Source organism: Pseudonocardia humida (assembly GCF_023898865.1).
Classification (GTDB): domain Bacteria; phylum Actinomycetota; class Actinomycetes; order Mycobacteriales; family Pseudonocardiaceae; genus Pseudonocardia; species Pseudonocardia humida.
The window spans coordinates 16886-32634 of record NZ_JAGSOV010000067.1 but is presented as its reverse complement, the minus strand read 5'-3'; the positions used below and the strand labels follow the sequence as shown (position 1 = coordinate 32634).

The 15749-nt window shown below is 74.0% G+C and carries 16 protein-coding genes; 9 read left to right on the top strand and 7 right to left on the bottom strand.

What is annotated here, in order from left to right; all coding sequences use genetic code 11:
• Positions 1-21: 21 nt before the first annotated feature.
• Positions 22-489, bottom strand: coding sequence for a peroxiredoxin (locus tag KDL28_RS31360; RefSeq protein WP_252444351.1), 468 nt, complete (start codon positions 487-489; stop codon positions 22-24).
• Positions 490-592: 103 nt separating this feature from the next.
• Positions 593-1030, bottom strand: coding sequence for a DUF3052 domain-containing protein (locus KDL28_RS31355; RefSeq protein WP_252444350.1), 438 nt, complete (start codon positions 1028-1030; stop codon positions 593-595).
• A 187-nt stretch (positions 1031-1217) separates the two neighbouring features.
• Here KDL28_RS31355 and aceE point away from each other — a divergent pair, with 187 nt between their 5' ends.
• Positions 1218-4055 (top strand): pyruvate dehydrogenase (acetyl-transferring), homodimeric type, encoded by a 2838-nt coding sequence (aceE, locus tag KDL28_RS31350; RefSeq protein ID WP_252444349.1) that lies wholly within the window; start codon positions 1218-1220, stop codon positions 4053-4055.
• A gap of 318 nt (positions 4056-4373) precedes the next feature.
• Positions 4374-4580: a cold-shock protein gene (locus tag KDL28_RS31345; protein WP_214405164.1), complete on the top strand. Its 207-nt coding sequence runs from the start codon at positions 4374-4376 to the stop codon at positions 4578-4580.
• Between the two features lie 124 nt (positions 4581-4704).
• On the opposite strand, the gene KDL28_RS31340 is transcribed toward KDL28_RS31345, so the two are convergent.
• A complete protein-coding gene (locus KDL28_RS31340; RefSeq protein ID WP_252444348.1) occupies positions 4705-5490 on the bottom strand; it encodes a pirin family protein in 786 nt (261 codons plus the stop codon).
• 7 nt (positions 5491-5497) lie between these two features.
• Here KDL28_RS31340 and KDL28_RS31335 point away from each other — a divergent pair, with 7 nt between their 5' ends.
• The 6 genes from KDL28_RS31335 to KDL28_RS31310 all read left to right on the top strand — a co-directional run bounded on the left by KDL28_RS31335 (position 5498) and on the right by KDL28_RS31310 (position 11323).
• Complete coding sequence (locus KDL28_RS31335) at positions 5498-6862, top strand: PucR family transcriptional regulator (protein ID WP_252444347.1); 1365 nt, start codon at positions 5498-5500, stop codon at positions 6860-6862.
• 151 nt (positions 6863-7013) lie between these two features.
• Positions 7014-7946, top strand: a complete 933-nt coding sequence (locus tag KDL28_RS31330) for an ACP S-malonyltransferase (protein ID WP_252444385.1) — start codon at positions 7014-7016, stop codon at positions 7944-7946.
• Positions 7943-8944, top strand: coding sequence for a beta-ketoacyl-ACP synthase III (locus KDL28_RS31325; protein ID WP_252444346.1), 1002 nt, complete (start codon positions 7943-7945; stop codon positions 8942-8944). The genes KDL28_RS31330 and KDL28_RS31325 overlap by 4 nt, the downstream gene beginning before the upstream one ends.
• A 47-nt stretch (positions 8945-8991) precedes the next feature.
• Complete coding sequence (locus KDL28_RS31320) at positions 8992-9234, top strand: acyl carrier protein (RefSeq protein ID WP_252444345.1); 243 nt, start codon at positions 8992-8994, stop codon at positions 9232-9234.
• Positions 9235-9283: 49 nt separating this feature from the next.
• On the top strand, positions 9284-10525 hold the full coding sequence (locus tag KDL28_RS31315; RefSeq protein ID WP_252444344.1) for a beta-ketoacyl-[acyl-carrier-protein] synthase family protein: 1242 nt from the start codon (positions 9284-9286) through the stop codon (positions 10523-10525).
• Between the two features lie 156 nt (positions 10526-10681).
• The gene (locus KDL28_RS31310; protein ID WP_252444343.1) at positions 10682-11323 is read left to right on the top strand and encodes a DUF1129 domain-containing protein; all 642 of its coding nucleotides are present in this window, start codon (positions 10682-10684) and stop codon (positions 11321-11323) included.
• Between the two features lie 49 nt (positions 11324-11372).
• Here the strand turns inward: KDL28_RS31310 and KDL28_RS31305 are convergent, their stop codons facing one another.
• Both KDL28_RS31305 and KDL28_RS31300 read right to left on the bottom strand, forming a co-directional pair.
• Positions 11373-11861, bottom strand: coding sequence for a DUF3145 domain-containing protein (locus KDL28_RS31305; RefSeq protein ID WP_252444342.1), 489 nt, complete (start codon positions 11859-11861; stop codon positions 11373-11375).
• A 268-nt stretch (positions 11862-12129) separates the two neighbouring features.
• On the bottom strand, positions 12130-13167 hold the full coding sequence (locus tag KDL28_RS31300; RefSeq protein ID WP_252444341.1) for an MBL fold metallo-hydrolase: 1038 nt from the start codon (positions 13165-13167) through the stop codon (positions 12130-12132).
• A 442-nt stretch (positions 13168-13609) separates the two neighbouring features.
• Between KDL28_RS31300 and KDL28_RS31295 the strand changes: the two genes are divergently transcribed.
• A complete protein-coding gene (locus KDL28_RS31295) occupies positions 13610-14422 on the top strand; it encodes a DUF899 domain-containing protein (protein ID WP_252444340.1) in 813 nt (270 codons plus the stop codon).
• A gap of 28 nt (positions 14423-14450) precedes the next feature.
• On the opposite strand, the gene KDL28_RS31290 is transcribed toward KDL28_RS31295, so the two are convergent.
• Both KDL28_RS31290 and KDL28_RS31285 read right to left on the bottom strand, forming a co-directional pair.
• Positions 14451-15212: an SDR family oxidoreductase gene (locus KDL28_RS31290; protein ID WP_252444339.1), complete on the bottom strand. Its 762-nt coding sequence runs from the start codon at positions 15210-15212 to the stop codon at positions 14451-14453.
• Positions 15209-15661, bottom strand: coding sequence for a hypothetical protein (locus KDL28_RS31285; RefSeq protein ID WP_252444338.1), 453 nt, complete (start codon positions 15659-15661; stop codon positions 15209-15211). Before KDL28_RS31285 ends, KDL28_RS31290 begins: the two co-directional genes overlap by 4 nt.
• Positions 15662-15749 lie beyond the last annotated feature (88 nt).

Below are 15749 nucleotides of genomic sequence, written 5' to 3'. Positions count from 1 at the left end.
GGGTTGCTCGCCGTGGACGGGTCAGACGCCGGCCAGCGCCGCCACCGCTCGCCGCCAGCCGTTCTGGTCGCGCGCCTCGCCGACGGCGTTCACCTCGGCGAACCGCACGACGCCCTCCCTGTCCACCAGGAAGGTACCGCGCAGGGCGAACCCGGCGCCGCTGTTGAGCACGCCGTAGTCCTGGGCCACCCGGCCGTGCGGCCAGAAGTCCGACAGCAGCGGGAACTCGTAGCCCTGGGCGTCGGCCCAGGCCTTCAGCGCGAACGGGTGGTCGCAGGAGACGGCCAGCACCTGCACCTCGTCGTTCTGGAACGAGCCGAGGTCGTCGCGCACGGCGCTCAGCTCGCCCGTGCAGATCCCGGAGAACGCGAACGGGTAGAAGACCAGCAGCACGCTGCGCTCACCGCGGAACGACGACAGGGTGACGTCCTCGCGGTTCTGGTTCTTCAGGGTGAAGTCGGGGGCTTCGGTTCCCACCTCGGGGGACACGGTTCTCCTCGGTTCGCGGGCGGCGTCGGAAGGCGGCGCACGCCACGATAGCCGTGCGTCACCCTCTCGGTGACGCACGGCGGTGGTGCGCCTGGCGGCGGGGTCAGCGCCGCGACTTGGTGGCCGCCTTCGGGGCGACGAGCCGGGAACCGGCCCACCCGTCGCTGACCGTGACGTTCGAGGTCTGCGACAGCCCGGCCGTCGGAGCGACCTCGGCGATCTCGCTCGGTTCGACGTGCCCGGGACGTCCGGTCTTCGGGGTCAGCACCCAGACCACGCCGTTGTCGGCCAGCTGCCCGATGCACTCGACCAGCGCGTCGAACAGGTCGCCGTCGGTGTCGCGCCACCACATCAGGACCACGTCGACGACATCGTCGGAGTCCTCGTCGAGCATCTCGTCACCCGTGCGTTCCTCGATCGCGTCGCGCACGACCTCGTCGACGTCGTCGTCCCACCCGATCTCCTGGACGACCATGCCCGGCTCCACGCCGAGCCTGCCCGCGATGTCGGACGTGCGTCCGGCATCCTCCGCGGCGACCACCCCTGTACCTCTTTTCGTCGTAGTCCTCCGGCATCCCGGCCGACGGTCACGACCGCCGGCCGCACCCGGATGCGGAATCCGAACACGTTGCTCGCCGGGACGCAACCACTCGTTACGAGACTGCCCGTGGAAAGGCACGATAGGGGATGAGCCAGACGACCGAGCCCGAGCCACGCAGGGAGACCCCTTGACCGGCCAGACCCACGACGGCAGCGACGCCGGAACGCGCGAATCCGGCGCCGCACCGCGACGTGTTCACGTCATCCGCGACGGCCTCGCCGCCCACCTCCCCGACATCGACCCGGAGGAGACCGCCGAGTGGATGGACTCCTTCGACGCGGTCCTGGACGCGGCGGGCCAGCAGCGCGCCCGGTACCTGATGCTGCGCATGCTGCAGCGCGCTCGCGAGCGCCATGTCGGCGTGCCTTCGCTGACCAGCACCGACTACGTCAACACCATCCCCACCGACCGGGAGCCGTGGTTCCCCGGCGACGAGGAGGCCGAGCGGGCCTACCGGCGCTGGGTGCGCTGGAACGCGGCGATGACGGTGCACCGCGCCCAGCGCCCGGGCATCGGCGTGGGCGGGCACATCTCGTCCTACGCCTCCTCGGCGACGCTCTACGAGGTCGGCTTCAACCACTTCTTCCGCGGCAAGGACCACCCCAGCGGGGGTGACCAGGTCTACATCCAGGGCCACGCCTCCCCCGGCATCTACGCCCGCGCCTACCTGGAGGGCAGGCTGTCGGAGGACCGGCTCGACGGCTTCCGCCAGGAGCTCTCGCACGGCGGCCCGGGCCACGGACTGCCCAGCTACCCGCACCCGCGGCTGATGCCCGACTTCTGGGAGTTCCCGACCGTCTCGATGGGCCTCGGCCCGATGAACGCGATCATGCAGGCCCGGTTCAACCGGTACCTTGGCGACCGCGGCCTGACCCCGGGGCGGGACACGCCCGGGGCCGAACCACACGTCTGGGCGTTCCTGGGCGACGGCGAGATGGACGAGCCGGAGTCCCGCGGTCTGATCCACATCGGGGCCACCGAGGGGCTGGACAACCTCACCTTCGTCATCAACTGCAACCTGCAGCGCCTGGACGGCCCCGTGCGCGGCAACGGCAAGATCATCCAGGAGCTGGAGTCGTTCTTCCGCGGCGCGGGCTGGAACGTCATCAAGGTGATCTGGGGCCGGGAGTGGGACACCCTGCTGCACGCCGACCGCGACGGCGCGCTGATCAACCTGATGAACACCACGCCGGACGGCGACTACCAGACCTACAAGGCCAACGACGGCGGCTACGTCCGCGAGCACTTCTTCGCCCGCGACCCGCGCACGAAGGCGCTCGTGGAGCCGATGAGCGACGCCGACATCTGGAACCTCAAGCGCGGCGGGCACGACTACCGCAAGGTCTACGCGGCCTACGCCGCGGCGATGGAGCACAACGGCCAGCCCACGGTGATCCTGGCCAAGACCATCAAGGGCTACGGCCTGGGCTCGCACTTCGCCGGGCGCAACGCCACCCACCAGATGAAGAAGCTCTCGCTGGCCGACCTCAAGGAGTTCCGCGACTCCCAGCGCATCCCGATCTCCGACGCCGACCTCGAGCGCGACCCCTACCTGCCGCCGTACTACCACCCCGGCGACGACGCCCCGGAGATCCAGTACATGCGCGAGCGGCGGCGCGCGCTGGGCGGGGCGGTGCCCGAGCGCCGGGTGCGGTCCAAGGCGCTGGTGCTGCCCGGCGACAAGGCCTACGAGGCCGTCCGCAAGGGTTCCGGCAAGCAGGAGGTGGCCACGACCATGGCCTTCGTCCGGCTGCTCCGCGAGCTGATCAAGGACAAGGAGATCGGCGGGCGGTTCGTGCCGATCATCCCGGACGAGGCGCGCACGTTCGGGATGGACTCGATGTTCCCGACGCAGAAGATCTACAACCCGAACGGGCAGCAGTACACCTCGGTCGACGCCTCGCTGATGCTGGCCTACCGGGAGTCCGAGCAGGGCCAGCTGCTGCACGAGGGCATCAACGAGGCCGGTTCGGTCGGGTCGTTCACCGCGGCGGGCACGTCCTACGCCACGCACGGCCAGCCGATGATCCCGGTCTACGTCTTCTACTCGATGTTCGGCTTCCAGCGCACCGGCGACTCGATCTGGGCCGCGGCCGACCAGATGGCGCGCGGGTTCCTGATCGGGGCCACCGCCGGGCGGACGACGCTGACCGGCGAGGGCCTGCAGCACAACGACGGGCACTCGCTGCTGCTCGCCGCGACCAACCCGGCGGTGGTGTCCTACGACCCGGCGTTCTCCTTCGAGATCGCCCACATCGTCCGCGACGGCCTGCGCCGGATGTACGGCGAGTCGGCCGGCGACGACGGCGACGAGACGCTCGGCGGCGAGAACGTCATCTACTACCTCACCGTCTACAACGACCCCTACCCGCAGCCGGCCGAGCCCGAGGGGCTCGACGTCCAGGGCCTGCTCCGGGGCATCTACCGCTACCAGGCCAGCCCGCGCGAGGACGGCCCGCAGGTGCGCCTGCTGGCCTCCGGGGTGAGCGTGCCGTGGGCGCTGCAGGCCCGGGACATGCTGCAGGAGCAGTGGGGCGTCGGCGCCGAGGTGTGGTCGGTGACCTCCTGGAACGAGCTGCGCCGCGACGGCGTGGAGTGCGAGCAGCACAACCTGCTGCACCCCGAGGGGGACCGCCGCGTGCCCTACCTGACCGAGGCTCTCGGCGAGGGCGCCCCGATCGTCGCGGTGTCGGACTGGATGCGCGCGCTGCCCGACCTCGTCCGGCAGTACGTACCGGCCCCGTTCACCTCGCTGGGCACCGACGGGTTCGGCCTGTCCGACACCCGGCCCGCCGTGCGCAGGCACTTCAACGTCGACGCCGAGTCGATCACGGTGGCGGCGCTGGAGAGCCTGGCCGCGCGGGGCGAGCTCGACCGCGGGGTCGTGGCCGAGGCCGCGGCGAAGTACCGCATCGACGACCCGCAGGCGGCCGGACCGCAGACCAGCGACAGCGGGGTGGCCTGAGCCTCCCCCGCACGCGTGCGGACCCGATGACGGAGGGTGAGTTCGAACGCTCGCCCGTTCGTCGCGCCGGTCGGTGCCGGATGGCCCCGGCACCGACCGGTCGGCGCTCGTGGACGGCCGCCTGCGCGCCGACCAACGGAAACGCACAGGTCATTGGCTCTCGGCAGAGTGGCCCGAACACGATACGCTCCGGCCGACGCCGACCACGATCGATCGTGGAGATCGATCGTGGGAGGGGTCCCGACCGGGGGCTTAGCCGGCTCCCGGCGGCGCGAGGCCGGGGGCCGTGCCCCGGCACCACGTACGAGGAGAGCAAGAATGGCAGAGGGCACCGTCAAGTGGTTCAACAGCGAGAAGGGCTACGGCTTCCTCGCTCCCGACGGTGGTGGCGCGGACGTGTTCGTGCACTACTCCGCGATCCAGGCCAACGGCTACAAGACCCTTGACGAAGGCCAGCGCGTGTCGTTCGACATCGAGCAGGGCCAGAAGGGACCGCAGGCCAGCAAGGTCACCCCGCTCGGCTGACCGCCCCGACGGCGGTCGCCCCGCGCCGGTCGGAGACCGGCGCGTCATCCGGCCTGATGCGGTGCCCGCACCGATCGGGACGTCGATCCCGCTCGTCCCCGACCCGAGCACCGGTCCGTCCCCGTCAGGACGGCCCGAGATCGGCCAGGGTCGCGTGCATCTCCCACACGAGCACCTCGGCTCCGTCCGCGCCCGCGACGACCCGTTGCCCGTCGGCACCGGTGACCCGTGCGGCGTCGCCCGTCGAGAGCGTTCCCACGCCCTCGAGGTCGACCGAGCCGCGGGCGACGTAGAGGTGCGCGCTCGGCGCCTGCGGTAGCGCAACCCTACCGCCGGGGCGCTGTCGCGCCGCGTGCAGGGCGGCGTGCCGCTGCCGGATCGAGGTCGCGCGCCGGTCGGCGTACCGGGGCATGCCGGAGGCGACCACCACCAGGTCGCCGGCGCCGAGGGCCCCGGTGACGTCGCGCTGCTCGTAGTCCGGCGTCCCGCCCGTCGTGTCGGGCAGCACCCACATCTGCACGAAGCGCGTGGCGCGCGGCGGCCCCGATCCGGGGTCGTGCCGCGGGCCGTCGGCGTGCTCGGAGTGCAGTACGCCCGAGCCCGCGCTCAGGCGCTGGGCCAGTCCGGGACCGATCACGCCGGAGTTGCCCGCCGAGTCCCGGTGCACCAGCGCCCCCTCCAGCACCCAGGTGACGATCTCCATGTCGCGGTGCGGGTGGGTGTCGTAGCCGGTCCCGGCGCTGACGACGTCGTCGTTGTGGGCCACGAGCAGCGCGAAGTGCGTGTTGAGCGGGTCGTAGTGGGCCCCGAACGAGAAGCTGTGCCGCGAATCCGACCAGCCGGTCGTCGTGCGCGGGCGGTCGGCCGCCCGCCGCACCCGCGCGCCCGTCCCCGCGTCCGCTGCGTCCATCCGTGCCATGCTGCCCGACGTGACGGCGGCCGGGGCTGGTCGGGTCGTGGGCGCGGACCCACGACCGGGGACGACCGGGCCCTCCCCCGGCCCGGGCACCGATCCCGGATCCGGCCCGGCGCGGGCCTCGGCGATCTCGCCGGCCACGCTGCGCCGGGTGGAGCTGGCCGCGGGCGAGCTGGCCACCGCCAGCCTGACCGCGATGCAGCGCCGCCAGCCGTGGTTCGCCCGGCTGAGCGCCGACCAGCGCGCCGGCGTCATGCTCGTCACCCAGACCGGGGTCGCCAACTTCGTGGCCTGGCTCGGCGAGCGCGGCGAGACGATCCGGCTCACCGCCGAGGCCTTCCGGATCGCCCCGCGCGACCTGACCCGCAGGCTCACCCTCAGCCAGACCGTCGACCTGGTCCGCATCGCCACCGACGTGTTCGAGCGCCACCTGCCCCCGCTGGCCGCCGACGAGGCCGAGCGCCACGCCCTGGTCGAGAGCGTGCTGCGGTTCGGTCGCGAGATCGCCTTCGCCGCGGCCACCGCCTACGCCGCCGCCGCGGAGACCCGCGGCGCGTGGGACGCCCGGCTGGAGGCGCTGATCGTCGACGCCGTGGTGCGCGGCCCGGACCTCGACGGCGACGGGGCCGGCGCGGGCGGCGACGACGACGCGCTGGTGTCCCGGGCCGCCGCGCTGGGCTGGGACGCGGGCGCCGCGGTGCGGGTGATGGTGGGCAGCCCGCTGCCCGACCCGCCGCGGCGCCAGCTGCTCGACCTGCGCAACGAGGCCGCCCGGGCCGGGCGCTCGCTGCTGGTCGGGCTGCAGGGCGCCCGGCTGGTCATGCTGGTGTCCGAGGCGCCGCGCGCCAACGGCCGCGCCGACGAGCCGGCGCCCCGCGCCGACGGCGACGCCCTGCACGACACGCTGACCGCCGCGTTCGCCCCGGGGCCGGTGGTGATCGGCGCCCCCGCCCCCGACCTGGGCCGGGCCCACTTCAGCGCCCGGGAGGCGCTCAGCGGGCTGCGCGCGGCCCCCGGGTGGCCCGACGCGCCGCGCCCGGTCGACGCCGACGAGCTGCTGCCCGAGCGCGCGGTGGCCGGGGACCCCGTCGCCCACCGCCGGATGGTCGACCTGCTGGTCGCCCCGCTGGCGGCGGCGGGCGGCGACCTGCTGCGCACCGCCGAGGTGTACCTGGAAGGCGGTGGGGCGCTGGAGGCGTGCGCCCGGGCGCTGTTCGTGCACCCGAACACGGTCCGCTACCGGCTGCGCCGGGTGAGCGAACTCACCGGCCGCGCCCCGACCGACCCGCGGGACGCCCTCGTCCTGCGGATCGCGCTGATGGCGGCCAGGATGGACGCCACGCGCCGGCCGGACCGACCGGCATGAGCTGCGGAGTTCCTACAATGACCGATCCTCGTGACGTGGGCCGCGGTACCGGCACGCCACGCGTCGTTGGCGGGAACCTCCAAATGCCGGCCCCGGAGTTGGTGCCCGGCGGCATCCCGCCGCTGCGCCCCGGAGGTGTTGTGTTGTGCCCGTGATCGCCCTGCTCGCGCCCGGCCAGGGGTCCCAGACCCCCGGCATGCTGGCCCCCTGGCTCGACGAGCCCGCAGCCGCCGAGACCATCGCCCGCTGGTCCGCCGCCACCGGCCTCGACCTGCGCCGCCTCGGCGTCGACGCCGGGGCCGACGAGATCGTGGACACTGCGGTGACCCAGCCGCTGGTCGTGGCGACGGCGCTGCTGGCCGCCGCCCGGCTCACCGCCGCGGCGGCGCTGCCGGCCGCGGCGCCCGTCGCCGGCCACTCGGTGGGCGAGCTGGCCGCGGCCGCCCTGGCCGGGGTGCTCGACGCGGACGCCGCCGTCGAGCTCGCCGCCGTCCGCGGGCGGGAGATGGCCGCCGCCTGCGACCTGGAGCCGACCGGGATGTCGGCCGTGCTCGGCGGCGACGCCGACGAGGTGCTGGCCGCGCTGGCCGCGCTGGGGCTGGACCCGGCCAACCGCAACGCCACCGGTCAGGTGGTCGCGGCCGGCCAGATCTCCGCCCTGGAGGCGCTGGAGAAGGACCCGCCGAACCGCGCCCGGGTCAAGCGGCTGCCGGTGGCCGGCGCGTTCCACACCCGGTTCATGGCGCCCGCCGAGCAGGCCCTGCGCGACCGGGCCGCGCAGCTCGCGCCGGGCGACCCGGTCCGCCCGCTGCTGTCCAACGCCGACGGGGCCGTCGTCACCGACGGCGCCGACGCGGTGCGCAGGCTGGTCGCCCAGGTCACCCGCCCGGTCCGCTGGGACTCCTGCACCGCCACCCTGCTCGAGCGCGGGATCACCGCGGTGATCGAACTGCCGCCCGCCGGCACGCTGGTGGGCATCGCCAAGCGCGAGATGAAGGGCGTCGAGCGCCTGGCCCTCAAGACACCGGACGACCTGGACGCCGCGATCGACCTGATCACGCAGCACTCGGGGGAGGACTCATGACCACGCGACCCCGCACGCCCCTGCGCCTGGCCGCCACGGCGCCGGGCGCCCGGCTGCTCGGCCTGGGCAGCGCCCAGCCGGACAACGTCGTCACCAACGACGACCTGGCCGAGCGCATGGACACCAACGACCAGTGGATCCGGGAGCGGGTCGGCATCCAGAGCCGGCGCATCGCCGAGGAGGGCACGCTGCTGGTCGACATGGCCACCGACGCCGGTGCCCGCGCGGTCAAGGACTCCGGGCTCGACCCCGCCGAGATCGACACCGTCATCGTGGCCACCTGCACGATGCCCACCCCGATCCCGAACGCCGCGGCCCAGACCGCCGAGCGGATCGGCATCCCGGCGCCGGGCGCGTTCGACCTCAACGCCGCGTGCGCGGGCTTCTGCTTCGGCGTGGGCGCCGGGGCCGACCTGGTGCGCGCGGGCAGCTCGCGGCACGTGCTGGTGATCGGCGCGGAGAAGCTGTCGGACTGGCTGGACTGGACCGACCGGTCCACCGCGATCATCTTCGCCGACGGCGCGGGCGCGGCGGTGCTCGGCCCGGCCCCCGACGCGGAGTCGGTCGGCGTGGGGCCGCTGGCCTGGGGCAGCGCCGGCGACATGGCCCAGACCATCCACATCAAGCTGGAGAACAACGCGCTGGCCCAGGAGGGCCAGGCGGTGTTCCGGTGGGCCACCACGAAGATCGCCCCGGTGGCGCTGCGCGCGGTCGAGCTGGCCGGTCTCACCCCCGCCGACATCGACGTCTTCATCCCCCACCAGGCCAACCTGCGCATCGTCGACGCCGTGGCGCGCAAGCTGCGCGCCAAGGGCGCGCGGGAGGACATGGTCGTCGCCGACGACATCGTCCACTCCGGCAACACCTCGTCGGCGTCGATCCCCCTGGCGCTCGACCACATGCGCACGGACGGGCGGGTGCGTTCCGGCGACACCGTGCTGCTCGTAGGCTTCGGCGCGGGCCTGTCCTACGCCGCCCAGGTCGTCACCTGTCCGTGAGCTACACCACGAGCTCCACCACCCCCCACCCCTGAAGGAGAAGCACCATGGCTGACAACGCGGAGATCCTCAGCGGCCTCGCCGAGATCGTCGAGGAGGTCGCCGGCATCGACACCGCCGAGGTGACCCCGGAGAAGTCCTTCGTCGACGACCTGGACATCGACTCGCTGTCCATGGTCGAGATCGCCGTGCAGGCCGAGGACAAGTTCGGCGTCAAGATCCCCGACGACCAGCTCGCCGAGCTCAAGACCGTCGGCGACGCCGTCTCCTACATCTCCAGCCACCAGTAAGGGCCCGGCCGCGCGCCACCCTCCCCCCGCACCTCCTCGGAAGGACGAGATGAGCCGCCAGAGCACCGACGTCGTCGTCACCGGCCTCGGCGCGACCACCCCCCTCGGCGGGACCGTCGCGGCGACGTGGGAAGCGCTGCTCGCCGGGCGCTCCGGCGTCCGGCGCATCGACGACGCCGACCACGAGTGGGTGGAGCGCCACCAGCTCCCGGTCAAGATCGCCGCTCCGCTCGCGGTCTCCCCGACCGAGGTCCTGCCGCGGGTCAAGGCCCGCCGGATGGACCGCTGCGAGCAGGTGGCGCTGGTCGCCGCCCAGGAGGCGTGGGAGCACGCCGGCCGGCCGGAGGTCGAGCCGGACCGGCTGGCCGTGGTCATCGGCACCGGCATCGGCGGCGCGGTCACCCTGCTCGACCAGGACGACCTGCTCGAGAGCGGCGGGCTGCGCAAGGTCTCGCCGCTGACCGTGCCGATGCTCATGCCCAACGGGCCCGCGGCCTGGGTGGGCATCGAGTTCGGCGCCACCGGCGGCGTGCACGCGCCCGTCTCGGCGTGCGCGTCCGGGGCCGAGGCGCTGGCCTGGGCGCTGCGGCTGATCCGCAGCGGCGAGGTCGACGTCGTCATCGCCGGCGGCGCGGAGGCCTGCATCACCGGCATCACGGTGGCCGGCTTCGTGCAGGCGCGGACGCTATCGCAGCGCAACGACGAGCCGGAGCGGGCCTCGCGGCCCTTCGACGTCGGTCGCGACGGCTTCGTGCTCGGCGAGGGCTCCGGGATCATGGTCCTGGAGCGGGCCGAGTTCGCCGCCGCGCGCGGGGCCACCGTGCACGGCAGGCTGGCCGGCGCCGGGATCACCTCCGACGCCCACCACATCACCGGCCCGGAGCCGGAGGGCACCGGGCAGTCCCGGGCCATCCTCAAGGCGGTGAGCAGCGCCGGGCTGCAGCCCTCCGACATCGGGCACGTCAACTGCCATGCCACCTCCACCGTCGTCGGCGACGTCGGGGAGAGCCGGGCGGTGGTCAAGGCGCTGGGCACGCACCCGATCCTGACCGCGCCGAAGTCGGCGCTGGGCCACATGGTCGGGGCGGCCGGGGCGGTGGAGAGCATCATCACGCTGCTCTCCATCAAGGAGGGCGTCATCCCGGCCACGCTCAACCTGGACGAGATGGACCCGGGTGTCGAGCTCGACGTGGTGGCCGGAGAACCCCGCAAGGTCGACCTGGAGGCCGCGGTCTGCGACTCCTTCGGCTTCGGCGGGCACAACGCGGCGGTCGCCTTCACCCGGGCCTGACCCGGCTCCGACCCACCGGCGCCCAGGCGCGACGCGCACCCGGTCCGCCTCCACGCGCACGTCCTGACGTGGGCGTGGAGGCCGGCGGGTGCGCGGGCACGTCCGGCGACCCCGACCGCCGGACCGTCGGGCCGTGCGCCGGGGAATGATGCGCGCATGGGAACCGCACCGGCGCCGGACGACCGGCGCACCCGCCAGGCCGCACTGCGGCGGGCGATCGGCGTCATCGGTGTCGGCCTGCCGGTCGTGCTGCCGCTGGGCGAGGTGCTGTTCTTCCGGGCGGGGCTGCCCGCGACGATCAGCGGGTTCTACTACACCGACATGCGCAACGTGCTCGTCGGCGCGATGTGCGCGGTCGGCGTCTACCTCCTCTACTACCCCGGGTACGACCGGGGCGACAACCTGACCAGCGCGGTCGCCGGGCTGGGCGCGATCACCCTCGCGCTGAGCCCCACGACGCCACCGGCGAGGGCGCCCACGACCGCCGAAGCCGTCGCCGGGGTCGTGCACTACGTCGGGGCCGGCGCCTTCTTCCTGGCGCTGGCCTACCTGTCGTACTTCCGGTTCACCCGGACCGCGGGGGCCCCGACCGCGCAGAAGCTCCGGCGCAACGTCCTCTACCGGGTGTGCGGGATCGTCATGGTGGTGGCCATCGCCCTGGCCGTCCTGCTCGACAACGTCCTGCCCGAGGCGGTCAGCGGCGCCGTGCTGCCGGTGTTCTGGCTGGAAGTGGCCGCGGTGCTCGCGTTCGGGTTGTCGTGGCTGGTCAAGGGCGAGGCGCTGCTGCAGGACCGGTGAGCACCTCGGCTCCCGGCCGCGCCGCCGCGACCGGGCCGTCCCGGGCCGCTCAGCCGACCTGGTGCAGCCAGGTGACCGGGGCGCCGTCGCCCGCGTAGCGGAAGTCCTCCAGGACGTCGTCCCACGCCGTGCCCAGCAGCTCGTGCATCTTGGCCGGCACCTGCGCGGCCGGCGTCTCGGCCAGCACCGCGCGCAGCCGGTTCTCCCCCACCACGACGTCGCCGTTCGCGCCGGTCTGCCCGCGCCACAGCCCGAGGGTGGGCACGTAGCAGAAGCGCTCGCCGTCGGCCCCGGGCGTGGGGTCCTCGGTCACCTCGAAGCGCAGCATCGTCCAGGCGCGCAGGGCACCCGCGATCGCGCCGCCCGTGCCCACCGGCGCGGACCAGGTGCACTCGGCGCGCAGCGCTCCGTGCACGGCAGGTTGGGGCGTCCACTGCAGGGACACCTTGGTCCCCAGGACACCCGAGATCGCCCACTCGACGTGCGGGCAGACCGCAGTCGGCGACGAGTGGACGAAGACCACGCCGCGTGCGTTCACTGCAGACCTCCAACGTCGACGAGGATCGTCTTCCCCTACGTCCTCATGCCGTGGCGGACTGCTGCGTTCATCCGGGCCCGGTGCCCGGCTCACTTGTGCTGGTGCTGTGCTGGTGATCAGTTTGCCCCGGGCCGCGGAGCAGCACCAATCGGGATCGCCGTCCGGGCGTGTCGCTGCGGCGGGTCGCGGGTGCGGATCGACGAACGGTGGGGCAGCACCCCTCCAACGGTGTCGCCGACCGATCGGAGCGGCGCCGCGGCGGCGGAGGTCAGACGGTGTAGCGGGCGACGCCGTGATCGTCGTCGGCGACGGTCAGCAGGCCGCGCTCGGCGAGCACGTCGAGGTGCGCGAGGGTCTCCGTGGTGGCCAGCATCGTGTTGAACGCGTCCAGGTCGGCGAGGCGGCGCTCGCGGCGCGTCCAGGGCAGCACGGCGGCCACCTCGTACGCGGTCGAGCAGCCCGACCGCACGGCGGCCAGGGTGGCGTCCAGGCGCTTGGCGTGGTGGGCCAGCAGCTCGTCGACCCGCTGGTGCACCCGCATCCCGGTGGCCCCGTGGGCCGGGAGCAGCAGGGCGTCCGGGCGGGAGCGCACCAGCTCCAGGGAGGCCAGGAAGTCGGCGAGCGGGCTGGCCGCGCGCACCGGCTGCAGGCCGATCGACGGGGTGATCGTGGGCAGCACGTGGTCGCCGGCGAACAGCAGCTCGCCCGCCTCGTCGGCGAACACCACGTGGCCCTGGGTGTGGCCGGGGGTCTGCACGGCGCGCAGCCTGCGCGGGGCGTCCGGGTCGCCGACCAGGATCTCGGCGCCGTCCTCGATCCACTCGTCGGGGAACTCCCACTCGTCGCGGCTGTGCCGCGGCGGCGGCCCCGTCCGCCGGGCGACCAGCTCGGCGGCGCCCGCCCGGTGCAGCACGTCGTCGCGCACGAGGCCGGCGTTGGCCGGGCTGTGGATGGCCTCCAGCCCCGGCTGCTCGCCGCGGCCGAGCGCCACCTTCATGCCGAACTCCCGGCGCAGGGCGACGGCCTGGGTGTAGTGGTCGCGGTGGATGTGGGTGACCAGGAAGCGGCGGATGTCGGCGAACCCCGCGTCCAGCCGGGCCAGCGCCTTCCCCAGCAGCTCGCGCGCCTCGGCGATCGCCCAGCCCGCGTCGACCAGCGTCCAGCCGGACTCGTCGGCGATCGCGTACACGTTGACCGCCCGCAGGCCGTCCTGCGGGAGCGGCAGCGGGATGCGGTGGACCCCGGGCGCGCACCGGTAGACCCCCGGTTCGGTCCAGTCGCGGTCCGGTGCGTCGTCCTCGATCACCCCCCGAGACTAGGTCGTGAGCAATGCATCATCCAGCCGGCACCGGCCGGTCCGCCGTCACGGCAGCCGACCGGGACGCGCTCCTCCAGCATCAGGTCCACCAGGTCCATCTCGCTCATCCGGGCGGCGCCTCTCCTGACGACGAGGTCTGCCGGGCGTAGCTGCTCCGTCGCGGCGTGCTGCCGAGGACCCGCGGGGCCGCAGGTCGTCATCGCCGGCGCAGGGTCCGACGTTGACGCAACTCCATGGTTGCCATAAGGTCGCAATCAGATGGTTGCTACTTGGAGATGCACGTGGGTTTCCCCGACCGCCTCGAACGGACCGACGATCTCGCCGACCGACCCGACCCGACCCGACGCACCGTCCTGGCCGCCCTGCGCGACCACCTCGACGGCTGAGCGCGGGATGTACGGACAGATCCGATCCGGAAGGACGCACGACGATGACCGCACTCCCGAACACCGAACTCCCGACGACAACGCCCCCGATCGTCTCCGCGGCCGAGTGGGACGCCGCGCGGGCGGCGCTGCTGGTGCAGGAGAAGGAGCTCACCCGGGCCCGGGACGCGCTGGCCGCGAACCGCCGTCGGATGCCGTGGCTGGAGGTCGAGCGGGACTACGCGTTCGACGGGCCGCGGGGTCGGGTGCGCCTGCTCGACCTGTTCCACGGCCGCCGCCAGCTGATCGTCTACCGGGCCTTCTTCGAGCCCGGGGTGTTCGGCTGGCCCGAGCACGCGTGCCGCGGCTGCTCCATGGTGGCCGACCAGGTGGCCCACGTCGCGCACCTGAACGCGCGAGACACCACGCTGGTCTTCGCCTCACGCGCCGGGCAGCCCGACATCGCCCGGGTCAAGGAGCGGATGGGCTGGTCGATGCCCTGGTACACGATCACCGACGGCTTCGACGCCGACTTCGGCGTCGACGAGTGGCACGGGACGAACGCGTTCATCCGCGACGGCGAGCGCGTGTTCCGCACCTACTTCGTCGACAACCGCGGCGACGAGGCCATGGGCGGCACCTGGGACTACCTCGACATCACCGCGCTGGGTCGGCAGGAGCAGTGGGAGGACTCGCCGCAGGGCTACCCGCAGTCGCCGCCCTACGCCTGGTGGAACTGGCACGACGAGTACGCCGACGCCGGCACCGAGCCGGACGAGCGGTGGCTGGCCAAGGTCGAAGGCGGCATCGAGCGGATGGGCGGCACCTCCCCGAAGCCGGCGACCCCGCCCGGAGCGGACTGCTGCGCGTCGCACTGACACCTCGGGGCGGTGGCGGCGGCGCGCGTCAGCGGGGTCGCGTCCGATCGGGGCGCGCGGCCAGGAAGTCCTCGAACGTGACGGTCCCGTCCGCGTGCTCGGGCGCGAGGTGCCCGCCGTCGCGGTAGCCCCGGGCGATCCGGCCCGGCAGCCGCACCGGCAGCAGCCGCCTGCGCTTCCCGCGCGCGGCCAGCCAAGCCGCGGCGAAGTCGGCCATCGGGCGCACCTGCGGTCCGGCCAGGTCGGGTGCCCGGCCGCCGGGCGGGTCCAGGGCCAGGGCCGCGACCCGGGCGGCCGCGTCGCCGACGTCGATCGGCTGCACGTCGGTGCCGGCCAGCACCGGCATCAGCGGCAGCCGGGCCAGCGCCGCGAACACCGCGTCGAGCAGGGTGTGGAACTGGGTGATCCGCTGGATGGTCCACGGCGCCGCCGAGCCCCGCACCACCTCCTCGACCGCGAGCTTCTCCCGGTAGTACGGCAGCGGCACCCGGTCGACCCCGACGATCGAGACGTAGAGCAGGTGCGCCCGCGGCGCGGTCCGCCGCAGGGCGGCCACCAGCCGCTCGGTGCCGGCGACGTCGTGGCCGTGGCGGGTGGCCGCGTGCACCACGACCGCGACCCCGCGCACGGCCTCGTCCAGGCCCGCGCCGGTGTCCAGGTCGCCGACCACGCGATCGGGGCCGGGCTTGCGGCTCAGCACCCGCGTCTCGGCTCCCGCCTCGCGCAACCGGGCCACGACCGCGCGGCCCAACGTGCCCGTCCCGCCCGTCACCAGGATCGTGCCGCTCACCGCCCGCTCCCCCCGGTCCGCGCGGGCAGCCGTCCCGCCAGCACCCAGATCGCCGCGACCAGCACGCACAGTCCCACGTTGCCCACGGTCTGCGCGACGGCGTCGAACGCCGGGAAGTGCGCCATGTGCGTCGCGTGGAAGATCGTGTGCGGCACCACGAACACCGCGCCCGCCAGCGCCGCCACCCGCGCGCTCCACCGGTCGGGCCGCAGAGCCGCCGCCGCGAGCACCACGACCAGCGCGAGGCTGAGCCCGCCCACGTCGCGCACGAGGTGCTCGTTGTAGGGCGGCAGCAGCTGCACCCACCCCCACCCGAGCGGGAAGTCCTCGTAGAAGCCGACCGGGAAGAACTGCGCCCACACCCCGATCACGGCCTCCACCGCCACCGCGGCCCACAGCAGCACCCGGACCGCGCGCTCCGTGCCCATCCCCACCGTCGTCGTGCTCATCGCCGACCTCCCTCCCGCGCGACCCCCGTGGCCGCACAGTGGGGACGGGGCGGTGGCCGGGGACGTGACGGGTCCGGCGCTGTGACCC

Coding starts and splice junctions, on each gene's coding strand:
- KDL28_RS31345 (WP_214405164.1), top strand. CDS start 4,374: ATGGCAGAGGGCACCGTCAAGTGGTTCAACAGCGAGAAGGGCTACGGC.
- KDL28_RS31340 (WP_252444348.1), bottom strand. CDS start 5,490: ATGGACGCAGCGGACGCGGGGACGGGCGCGCGGGTGCGGCGGGCGGCC.
- KDL28_RS31335 (WP_252444347.1), top strand. CDS start 5,498: ATGCTGCCCGACGTGACGGCGGCCGGGGCTGGTCGGGTCGTGGGCGCG.
- KDL28_RS31325 (WP_252444346.1), top strand. CDS start 7,943: ATGACCACGCGACCCCGCACGCCCCTGCGCCTGGCCGCCACGGCGCCG.
- KDL28_RS31320 (WP_252444345.1), top strand. CDS start 8,992: ATGGCTGACAACGCGGAGATCCTCAGCGGCCTCGCCGAGATCGTCGAG.
- KDL28_RS31315 (WP_252444344.1), top strand. CDS start 9,284: ATGAGCCGCCAGAGCACCGACGTCGTCGTCACCGGCCTCGGCGCGACC.
- KDL28_RS31310 (WP_252444343.1), top strand. CDS start 10,682: ATGGGAACCGCACCGGCGCCGGACGACCGGCGCACCCGCCAGGCCGCA.
- KDL28_RS31295 (WP_252444340.1), top strand. CDS start 13,610: ATGACCGCACTCCCGAACACCGAACTCCCGACGACAACGCCCCCGATC.
- KDL28_RS31285 (WP_252444338.1), bottom strand. CDS start 15,661: ATGAGCACGACGACGGTGGGGATGGGCACGGAGCGCGCGGTCCGGGTG.